The sequence below is a fragment of the Escherichia sp. Lx600-2 genome (assembly GCF_036662595.1).
Taxonomy (GTDB): Bacteria; Pseudomonadota; Gammaproteobacteria; order Enterobacterales; family Enterobacteriaceae; genus Escherichia; species Escherichia coli.
Genome location: NZ_JAYQWM010000108.1, coordinates 1 through 9848, shown reverse-complemented (window position 1 = coordinate 9848; position 9848 = coordinate 1). Strand labels below are relative to the sequence as shown.

At 48.2% G+C, this 9848-nt stretch carries 12 protein-coding genes, 1 tRNA gene and 1 pseudogene; 5 read left to right on the top strand and 9 right to left on the bottom strand.

Annotated features, from left to right (window positions below):
* From csgD to csgG, 4 genes are all read left to right on the top strand, one after another.
* On the top strand, positions 1-590 hold a 590-nt coding region (gene csgD / locus OQV04_RS21755; protein ID WP_247806859.1), incomplete at its 5' end, for a biofilm master transcriptional regulator CsgD.
* Between the two features lie 4 nt (positions 591-594).
* Positions 595-984: a curli production assembly/transport protein CsgE gene (csgE, locus tag OQV04_RS21750; protein WP_000833288.1), complete on the top strand. Its 390-nt coding sequence runs from the start codon at positions 595-597 to the stop codon at positions 982-984.
* Positions 985-1008: 24 nt separating this feature from the next.
* Entirely contained in the window at positions 1009-1425 is a 417-nt protein-coding gene (csgF, locus tag OQV04_RS21745) for a curli production assembly/transport protein CsgF (protein WP_001264088.1), read from the top strand.
* 26 nt (positions 1426-1451) lie between these two features.
* On the top strand, positions 1452-2285 hold the full coding sequence (csgG, locus tag OQV04_RS21740; RefSeq protein ID WP_001189321.1) for a curli production assembly/transport protein CsgG: 834 nt from the start codon (positions 1452-1454) through the stop codon (positions 2283-2285).
* Positions 2286-2348: 63 nt separating this feature from the next.
* On the opposite strand, the gene OQV04_RS21735 is transcribed toward csgG, so the two are convergent.
* The 4 genes from OQV04_RS21735 to ghrA all read right to left on the bottom strand — a co-directional run bounded on the left by OQV04_RS21735 (position 2349) and on the right by ghrA (position 5250).
* A complete protein-coding gene (locus OQV04_RS21735; protein WP_001301587.1) occupies positions 2349-2840 on the bottom strand; it encodes a DUF1097 domain-containing protein in 492 nt (163 codons plus the stop codon).
* A gap of 101 nt (positions 2841-2941) precedes the next feature.
* Entirely contained in the window at positions 2942-3496 is a 555-nt protein-coding gene (gene ycdY, locus OQV04_RS21730; RefSeq protein ID WP_032280717.1) for a molecular chaperone YcdY, read from the bottom strand.
* Between the two features lie 23 nt (positions 3497-3519).
* A complete protein-coding gene (ycdX, locus tag OQV04_RS21725) occupies positions 3520-4257 on the bottom strand; it encodes a zinc-binding phosphatase (RefSeq protein ID WP_000283664.1) in 738 nt (245 codons plus the stop codon).
* A 54-nt stretch (positions 4258-4311) separates the two neighbouring features.
* Complete coding sequence (ghrA, locus tag OQV04_RS21720) at positions 4312-5250, bottom strand: glyoxylate/hydroxypyruvate reductase GhrA (protein ID WP_000351322.1); 939 nt, start codon at positions 5248-5250, stop codon at positions 4312-4314.
* Between the two features lie 233 nt (positions 5251-5483).
* On the opposite strand from ghrA, the gene OQV04_RS21715 reads away from it, so the two are divergent.
* Positions 5484-5571 (top strand) — tRNA-Ser (locus OQV04_RS21715).
* Between the two features lie 372 nt (positions 5572-5943).
* Here the strand turns inward: OQV04_RS21715 and ycdU are convergent.
* The 5 genes and pseudogenes from ycdU to OQV04_RS25255 all read right to left on the bottom strand — a co-directional run bounded on the left by ycdU (position 5944) and on the right by OQV04_RS25255 (position 9847).
* Positions 5944-6930 carry a protein YcdU gene (ycdU, locus tag OQV04_RS21710; RefSeq protein WP_032280709.1) on the bottom strand — a complete coding sequence of 329 codons (987 nt, stop codon included), beginning with the start codon at positions 6928-6930 and terminating at the stop codon, positions 5944-5946.
* On the bottom strand, positions 6927-7868 hold the full coding sequence (locus OQV04_RS21705) for an ACP S-malonyltransferase (protein WP_001536743.1): 942 nt from the start codon (positions 7866-7868) through the stop codon (positions 6927-6929). The genes ycdU and OQV04_RS21705 overlap by 4 nt, the downstream gene beginning before the upstream one ends.
* 13 nt (positions 7869-7881) lie before the next feature.
* Complete coding sequence (locus OQV04_RS21700) at positions 7882-9270, bottom strand: hypothetical protein (RefSeq protein WP_032280708.1); 1389 nt, start codon at positions 9268-9270, stop codon at positions 7882-7884.
* A pseudogene (locus OQV04_RS21695) lies at positions 9267-9779 on the bottom strand (outer membrane lipoprotein-sorting protein); the annotation flags it as partial. The pseudogene OQV04_RS21695 and the gene OQV04_RS21700, both read right to left, overlap by 4 nt.
* 11 nt (positions 9780-9790) lie before the next feature.
* A complete protein-coding gene (locus OQV04_RS25255; protein WP_003032489.1) occupies positions 9791-9847 on the bottom strand; it encodes an IS1 family transposase in 57 nt (18 codons plus the stop codon).
* Between the last annotated feature and the right edge of the window lies 1 nt (position 9848).

The window sequence follows — 9848 nt, the reverse complement described above, 5'->3', positions numbered from 1 at the left end:
CTGATAGAAACAGAAGCCACTGGAGCACCTCAAAAACACCATCATACACTAAATCAGTAAGTTGGCAGCATCACCCTCTGGACGATATCTCTTCAGGCTCTATTATTCTTCTGGATATGATGGAAGCGGATAAAAAGCTTATCCATTATTGGCAGGATACTTTGAGCAGGAAAAACAACAATATCAAAATATTGTTGCTAAATACGCCTGAAGATTACCCGTACCGCGACATTGAAAACTGGCCTCATATCAACGGCGTTTTTTATGCCATGGAGGATCAAGAACGTGTTGTCAATGGGTTGCAAGGCGTCCTGCGCGGCGAATGCTACTTTACGCAAAAGCTTGCCAGTTACCTGATTACACATTCTGGTAACTATCGTTATAACAGCACGGAATCAGCCCTCCTTACTCATCGGGAAAAAGAGATCCTGAATAAGCTGCGTATCGGCGCGTCTAATAACGAGATCGCTCGTTCGTTGTTCATCAGCGAAAATACGGTTAAAACGCATCTTTATAATCTTTTCAAGAAGATAGCCGTAAAAAACCGGACACAAGCGGTTTCCTGGGCAAACGATAACCTCAGGCGATAAAGCCATGAAACGTTATTTACGCTGGATTGTGGCGGCAGAATTTCTGTTCGCCGCAGGGAATCTTCACGCCGTTGAGGTAGAAGTCCCGGGATTGTTAACTGACCATACTGTTTCATCTATTGGCCATGATTTTTACCGAGCCTTTAGTGATAAATGGGAAAGTGACTATACGGGTAACTTAACGATTAATGAAAGGCCCAGTGCACGATGGGGAAGTTGGATCACTATAACGGTGAATCAGGACGTTATTTTCCAGACTTTTTTATTCCCGTTGAAAAGAGACTTCGAAAAAACTGTCGTCTTTGCACTGATTCAAACTGAAGAAGCACTAAATCGTCGCCAGATAAATCAGGCGTTATTAAGTACGGGCGATTTGGCGCATGATGAATTCTAAATAAAAAATTGTTCGGAGGCTGCAATGCGTGTCAAACATGCAGTAGTTCTACTCATGCTTATTTCGCCATTAAGTTGGGCTGGAACCATGACTTTCCAGTTCCGTAATCCAAACTTTGGTGGTAACCCAAATAATGGCGCTTTTTTATTAAATAGCGCTCAGGCCCAAAACTCTTATAAAGATCCGAGCTATAACGATGACTTTGGTATTGAAACACCCTCAGCGTTAGATAACTTTACTCAGGCCATCCAGTCACAAATTTTAGGTGGGCTACTGTCGAATATTAATACCGGGAAACCGGGCCGCATGGTGACCAACGATTATATTGTCGATATTGCCAACCGCGATGGTCAATTGCAGTTGAACGTGACAGATCGTAAAACCGGACAAACCTCGACTATCCAGGTTTCGGGTTTACAAAATAACTCAACCGATTTTTAAGCCCCAGCTTCATAAGGAAAATAATCATGCAGCGCTTATTTCTTTTGGTTGCCGTCATGTTACTGAGCGGATGCTTAACCGCCCCGCCTAAAGAAGCCGCCAGACCGACATTAATGCCTCGAGCTCAGAGCTACAAAGATTTGACCCATCTGCCAGCGCCGACGGGTAAGATCTTTGTTTCGGTATACAACATTCAGGACGAAACCGGGCAATTTAAACCCTACCCGGCAAGTAACTTCTCCACTGCTGTTCCGCAAAGCGCCACGGCAATGCTGGTCACGGCATTGAAAGATTCTCGCTGGTTTATACCGCTGGAGCGCCAGGGCTTACAAAACCTGCTTAACGAGCGCAAGATTATTCGTGCGGCACAAGAAAACGGCACGGTTGCCATTAATAACCGAATCCCGCTGCAATCTTTAACGGCGGCAAATATCATGGTTGAAGGTTCGATTATCGGTTATGAAAGCAACGTCAAATCTGGCGGGGTTGGGGCAAGATATTTTGGGATCGGTGCCGACACGCAATACCAGCTCGATCAGATTGCCGTGAACCTGCGCGTCGTCAATGTGAGTACCGGTGAGATCCTCTCCTCGGTGAACACCAGTAAGACGATACTTTCCTATGAAGTTCAGGCTGGGGTTTTCCGCTTTATTGACTACCAGCGCTTGCTGGAAGGGGAAGTGGGTTACACCTCGAACGAACCCGTTATGCTGTGCCTGATGTCGGCTATCGAAACAGGGGTCATTTTCCTGATTAATGATGGTATTGACCGTGGTCTGTGGGATTTGCAGAACAAAGCAGAACGGCAGAATGACATTCTGGTGAAATACCGCCATATGTCGGTTCCACCGGAATCCTGACAGATAAAAATGCCGGAATTAATAATCCGGCATTTACTGTTTAAGCGAAAGCGTGAGTGCCCCTCACGCTTTATTTTTGATTTCCTGCTCACGGAGAGCCGTCTTTGCACTACGCGCCGCCAGCCACAGGCCGCTGTTTTTCATTGCGTAACCAAATATCAGCCCAAGCGCCAGCGAAGGTAACACCAGTTTCCAGTCACCCTGCCCGGCAAACGTCGCGCATGCGCCTATAAACGTCCCCGGAACAAATGAAAGCAGCAGCTGTTTGGCCTGAATACACATCAGAAACGCGACAATACCGGTTATGACATAACTGAGAATTTCCAGATGTGGCGCCAGTGCACTACCGTAAATAATGACCATCGCCCACACCACGCCACTAAGCAGAGTTGCAGCGGAGATCGCCAGCCCTTTCAGCCCACCTTGCGGGCAAGCAAAGTAGGCCGTACAGCCCAGGAAGCCCGCCCAGCTTAGTAAGCCCAGGGAAACAGCCACCCATCCCCAGATACCGGAGAGAATGCCTGTTGTGATTGCAATAGAGAGAAGTATGTTCATGCCGCGCATGATAGCAGAAAACGCGTCCATGAATGAGATCGAGCACACATTTTATGCAACAACAAATTACCCGTTGCAGTCATGAATGACGCAGATCACATTCACTCTTCAGAATCCTCTTCCAGCTCGTCCCACATTGCACTAATGGCATCACGGGTTAGCGGTGCCATGGTGCGCCAGAAAGGCGTGGTTGCATGGGCCTCCACTTTGCCAAGGAACGCGCCACACCAGGGTAACAGATACTCACTGAACAGTGTTTCCAGTGCTTCGCTCTCATCTTCCGTTGACTGATCTTCCAGCCAGGAAGCCGCAAGCAGCAATGTGCCGATGTGATCGGCAGGCGTATCCGCTAATGGCATCCCTCGTTCAGAAAGAAAAGCGCGCACTTCCGCTTCCGCCGCGCCCTCAACCCATGCGCTACGATATGGCGGCACAGCGCATTCATCGCCGATAAACAACGCATTGTAATCGGCAGAGACTTGCGCCATATCACAGCTTTTCTGTAAACGCGTCAGTAACTCATCCTGCTCCAGTGGCCAGTTCGCAGCCAGTTTCCCCTCACGAATCAGGGTAAACAGCGGCACCAGTAAAGGATCTTGCGGTTGGCGGTAATAGAGCGAACCCAGCACACGACAGAGGATAGAAAACTCGTTCATTAATATATTTCCATTACTAGTAATTAAAGGTCTGCAAATTCCGCAATCGGTGCCATACCGCGAGATTCAAGGAAGTTCAGTAAGCGGCGCGGAGAAACATTCAAAATGCGCTCTGGCGGAAAATCTACCGCGTCGAGGATTTTAAGACACTCTTCAAATTCCCCCATGGTAAACGCGGTGTGAGAATCCGAGCCTAATGCCACCCAACCTCCAGCATCACGTACCGCTGCGGCTACCGCACGACAGTTGTCTTCACTGCCCTTACGTGAGTGTAAAAATGAGGAATTATTGATTTCCAGCGCCACCTGATGTTTCGCGGCTGCTTCAGCAACGGCTTTAACATCTATCTCATATTTCGGATTTCCGGGATGGCTTATTATATGCACATTGCCGCTGGCGATAGTGGCGATCATCGCTTGTGTATTGGTCGCTTTGTCATGTGGTGCAAAAACCGGCTCATGAAAACCGGCAATAATCAGATCCAGCGAGTCAAACATTTTACCGCTGCAATCAATTTCACCATCAACATTTTTAATGTTAGCTTCGATGCCGCGCAGGATCCCTACCCCATCAACCACTCGCGGCCAGATACGCATGTTAATGAAGTGCCAGTGATGCGGCGCATCTTCCATATCCGGGCCATGATCGGTGATCGCAAAAAGTTTAATGCCCTTTTGTTTGGCCTGGGCAATGTAATCACTCAATGTGCTATATGCATGTGTGCTGGCAACGGTATGCATATGAAGGTCGACGGGATACATAACTCTCTCCTGTATTCAATTCCCGCCAAGGATAGCAGGAATCCTGATGCTTTATTAGTAGCCGCGTGCGCGGTCGACTTGCCCGCAGACCCTCTCCCCTTTTTCGAGCTGGGCAATAGTGCGAGAAATGTACTCCACAGCTTCAGCGGGACGGGTAATCGCGGCGACATGTGGTGTTATCGTCACGCGTGGATGTTGCCAGAGCGGACTTTCAGGCGGTAAGGGTTCACGATTAAAAACATCCAACATTGCGCCTTTAACTTTCCCGCTATCCAGCGCCGCGAGCAGGTCATCTTCCACAACATGAACACCACGCGCCAGGTTGAGGAGATACGCGCCATCCGGTAATTTTTCGAGTAATTGTTGATTAATAATGCCGACGGTTTCAGGGGTATTCGGTAACAAATTAATCAATACCCGACATTGGCTCAGAAATGCAGACAGTTCTTCCCGTCCGGCAAAGCTTTGCACGCCAGGCCACGATTTACGGGTTCGACTCCAGCAACGCAGCGAAAAGCGCCAGGTTTGCAGACTCTGAGCAACTTTACTGCCCAGTACGCCTGCGCCCAAAATGCCAATGGTAAAATCTTCCCGATGATATTCAGGCAGCGGTTGCCAATGCGAACTATTTTGCTGGATGCGATAATCGTCAAAACGTCGAAACCAATGCAGCACCTGACTGACAGCATATTCCTGCATTTGCTCGCCCATACCGGTATCTTCCAGGCGAAAAAGTGGAACAGAAGGGTTCAGCATTTCAGGGTGTGCCTGTAGTTTGCTCAAAATAGAATCAACACCGGCCCCGAGTGCGAACACCGCTTTAAGATCGCGCCCTGCCAGCATTTCAACAGGAGGATGCCAGACTAAAGCATAATCAGCAGAGTCATTATCTCCGCTTTTCCATGCTCTGACTCTTGCCTGAGGAATAGCTTTGCGCAGTGCCTCAATCCACCATTGGGTATCGAACGTTGGGTGATAAAAGATGATATCCATACTGACTCCTGAAAAGCGTTGCGCGAAATTTACTCGCACTTATCGTTATGATCTACAAAGGCCACCAGCATAACAAATCCGTGGTCGGTGGCAAAAAAAGCAGATTTCGCTTATTAAAACCACACATTGATTGAAGTTTGAATAAACGCGCGATTTTTTAAAAAAGTTTGTTGACCTCAGGTCATGATTTCCCTAAATTAGCGCCCGTTCCAGCAAGACAGGAACGACAATTTGGTGAGGTGTCCGAGTGGCTGAAGGAGCACGCCTGGAAAGTGTGTATACGGCAACGTATCGGGGGTTCGAATCCCCCCCTCACCGCCATATTTAAAGAAGAGCTCGTACGAAAGTACGGGCTTTTTTTTCGTATATTGCACACACCGGGGGGATGAGAAGCCCCGTCCAGGGGTCGACAACTGGCGACAGCCAGTTGGACAGACCGTGAACGCAGTGAGCGGGCTGCCCGCAGGGCGAGCGAAGCGAGTCAATCCCCCCCTCACCGCCATATTTAAAGAAGAGCTCGTACGAAAGTACGGGCTTTTTTTCGTATATTGCACACACCGGGTGCCCCCGCCCACGTCTGTTAGGGCGAGGGGAAATCGTGAACATCAACTGTCTGGTTACTCAGTCAACAATCAAAATGCGCAAGAGAGTACAGAACATATATGTATTATCTGGTCACTTCCTATCACTTCCTCACTTATTAAAATGCCCCCAACGGAAATACATGTCACATGCCATCATAAAATCGTTATGCCAGAGAAATCGACAATAGAAAAAATAGTAAATTAAGCACGGTACATAGCAGAGTAAAAAATAGGCTTCAAACCAAATCCGCCATTCCACAAGCGTTGCCAATACCGACACCAGCGTAATCCACATCACTTCAATAACCAGCAATATGAATAACCGAAGCCAAAGCGGCTTGGCAAAAAAGGTCGACAACACATTTTCACTGGAGAAAAACAGATCGATTTCCTGCAAAAAAAGCCTGCCCAAAAAAGCGTACCGCCTGGAGAAGCGCAGAAAAAACAGATTAATCGCCAACACTACGCCACAAAGAATGAGCAATGCAATTATCGATTTAAACGTTAACCACTGCCCCTCTATCACAAAAGAATCACTGTTACGCAACGGGCTGATAGTAAGCAGGTTAACAACCGTTGAGATGCACACCGAAAGCAGCACATAGCGAGTCAGACTTTTATATTTTACTTTTTTCGCTACTGAAATAGCGACCTGCTTGACATAACTGGTGCGGATCATCCGAAACAGCAGAAAGATAACCAACGGCCCAAGTAACGAAATCAGGAACAGCGCATATAACGAGGGTAGACGCTGGTATAGCCCCCAACTCATTGCACTCAACATGATTAACGACAGAAATCCTGCCACCAGAGGTTGCGTAAGAAATAATTCTATTTTGTGGTTCTGCTTTTTCTTAAACCACGAAAAATCGATATTCTTCGTGACGCATTTATAAGCCCAGTACGCCTTGAGATCAAAAATAAAATTATACAGCACCAGGGCCAGAATCCCACTAACGACACCAATATCCTCTGATGGAAAAGTAAATCCTGCATTTTTCCAATAAAAGCCTATCAGAATAAGTCCAATAGCATAAATGTATATCAGACTTCGTTTATCCTGAAAGCGAATAAAAGTTAAATAATCAGGAATCATTTGAATACCTTTGCATCACTAAATGCTTTACGACAATGCATAACTCGTTGCTGATCCACACCAGCAAAATCGTTTAACATATTCCCCAAATAGGGCTTATTACTTATTTCAAGGAAGGCTACCGAGGTTGGCATATTCAGAAATGTATCGAGAGATTCAGTCCATTTCACCGTATGAGTTAAGTGTAATGAGAGATTTTCTTTGATAATTGACGGAGCGACCTCGCTTTTTGCTGTTACGTTCATCAGAACCTGATGCTCTGGCGAAGCGATATCCAGTCCGGCAAGATAATCGCGCATTGCCTGAACGCCGTCCTCCATCAAACGCGTGTGCCAAGCACCGCTCACACCGAGTTTAACCGGTTCGTATCCAGCGGCCATCAGCAGCGTGGCAAATTCATTCAACGCAGCCTGCGTTCCTCCAATAACCTGCTGGCGCGGCGTGTTATCACAGCTAATATCCAGCGCAATGCCTGATTCCGTAATCATCGTCTGCAGTTGTTCGCGGTTGATGCCTTTAACCGCCAGCATTGCGCCTTTATTTCTCTGGCTTTCGTCATGCATCAGGCTGGCTCTGAAGTGAATCATGCCAAATAGCGTCTCAAGAGAAATAGCTCCGGCAGCGTAGAGCGCACTGTATTCACCAACGCTGTGTCCGCAGGACCCCACAACCGTTAAATTCTCAAGACGTTCACGGCACAGGGTATAGAGCGTTACATTGATTGCGGTCACCGCCAGTTGTTGTACCGTCGTTTGAATAAGGCGATTCATCGGCCCCTTCTGACACAGGCGACGCAGGTTCAGCCCGGAAATATCGCTGGCACAATCCCAGATATGTTTTGTACTGGCATTGAGATCCCAAAGATCGCTGCCCATGCCAATAACCGGATTACCCTGACCGGCAAAAAGCAGTACTGTCGGTTGTGAAGCATTATTCATCATCTCTTTATCCTTATAGATAGTATTTAAAGCCCAAATAAAGGCCTAACGTGTCGCCAAAAAGCGCAAATTCGGAGTACCGACTTCCCAGCGCGCTATAGCCACCGGCATAGGTTTCAAGCTGGTTACTGATAGTGCTGAGCGGCGTGGAATAATGCAGGCCCAGCAACGTGCTGCCATCAACGAGATTCACCACCAGCGAAGGCTGCAGCGTCGACTCTCCCGCCAGCGGCAGACTGGCCCAGGCGTTCAGATAGTGCTTACCCTGCAGCATCCCCTGATTGGCGGTATTGCTGATTTCTGAAGCCATCAGGTATTTGTAAGAATCAAATGCCTGATCCAGTGGCGCATAACCGGTTGTGGTGTTGAGGAAATCAATTAACTCGCGCTGCTGACGCTGTTCAGCACGCGAATACCCCTCGCTCTGAAAGTAATACTCAACGCCAAACACGCTGAAACTATCGCTGGTGTATTGCCCCCCCAGGGCCAGCTCCACGCCGCTTTCGTCTTTCGTTTCATAGAGCGAATCCGGAAACTGATATTCCTCGACCTGCGCCGTCTCATGGTGGGAAAGATGCCGCCATTGTTGGGAGCGGTGGTAGGCTGCGTCGACATTCAGCGTCAGCTGCGGGGTGTAGTGATAACTGTCAGACAGCGCGAGTGACGGCGATGGCCCGAGCCGCACATTGACTGTCGGTGTGTGCTCACCAAAGCGATGATCGCTGTAGCTCAGCAGATAGGCTTCGTCGCTGTTTCCCTGCTGATTAGCAGACCAGTTGCCAGACGTCACATAGCGTTTGTCGATGGTGGCTAACTTCGGTATGACGCTCGCCGAAAACGCATAATCGCGTGTATCCAAGTTCATTTTTGCGCCCCACGATGACGCCTGATACGCCGATGTCATTTTGGGATCGTGCAAACGTGTCGACTGGAAGCCGGTGTAATAATGCGTTTGCAAATCAGAAGGCGAACGCAAAAAGAACATTCCTGACGGCGCGGCAAATTTGCCTGCTTCAAATTGAACGCTGTCCGAGGCGCTATAGACCAGACTGAGGCGGTTAATTAACGCACGTGTGCGGCTATCATCCGTTTCGAATTTCCCTGCGGGTTTAAGCGCATATTCGTTTATTCCATACAGATTGAGCTTAAGGTCCAGCGTATTGTCGATTATCGAACAACCACTATTGATGCCAATCCCCGCCTCCTGATAACCGTTGTGACGTGTGTAGGGATTTTTGCCTGCAATCTGCCAGGCCGAAGCCTGTTTATTGACATAAGACACCTGCTCGTAAAGCGTCACATCGCTGTTTTGTGCCACCTCGTCACCTGACAGGCAATCCGCCTGTACCGTCAACGGCAGCGCAACACACAGCAACGAAGAGATCTTCAGCGTACGTTTCATTTCGCACCTCGCTGAATATACTCTTTGGTGAAATGAAACTCCGGCAGCGATTCCAGACGAACATCGCTGTACTCCATCACTGAATAGTTATTGCCGTGACGGACATCGGTAACGGTTATTTTCATGGGTCGCGTTTTCCCCAGCACCGGCTGGAAATCCTGATACAACACTTCTTTTATTAACTGGTCATCCTGCGAGTAATAGGCTGCCTTCCACGGGCGATTATCACCGTCTTTTTCAACGTAATAGATAACCTTCGGCCAGGTGATATCCGCCGATTTACGCACCAGCGCCAGCTTGTAACACTGCTTTTCAGCACACGTGACTTCCCCCACCAGGGTCGAGTCATAGGCATATTCAAAGTTAGTGACAATGACATCGCCGTTAGAGATTTGCCCAATTAATCTTTGTTGCCGTGAAATAGGCATAGGACGTCGCAGTTCCGGCGTGTAAAACCATAAATCGTACCAGTCGGAAAGCATGATTTTTCCTTTATCTCGCGGCGGGTAATGACTCCAACTTATTGATAGTGTTTTATGTTCAGATAATGCCCGATGACTTTGTCATGCAGCTCCACC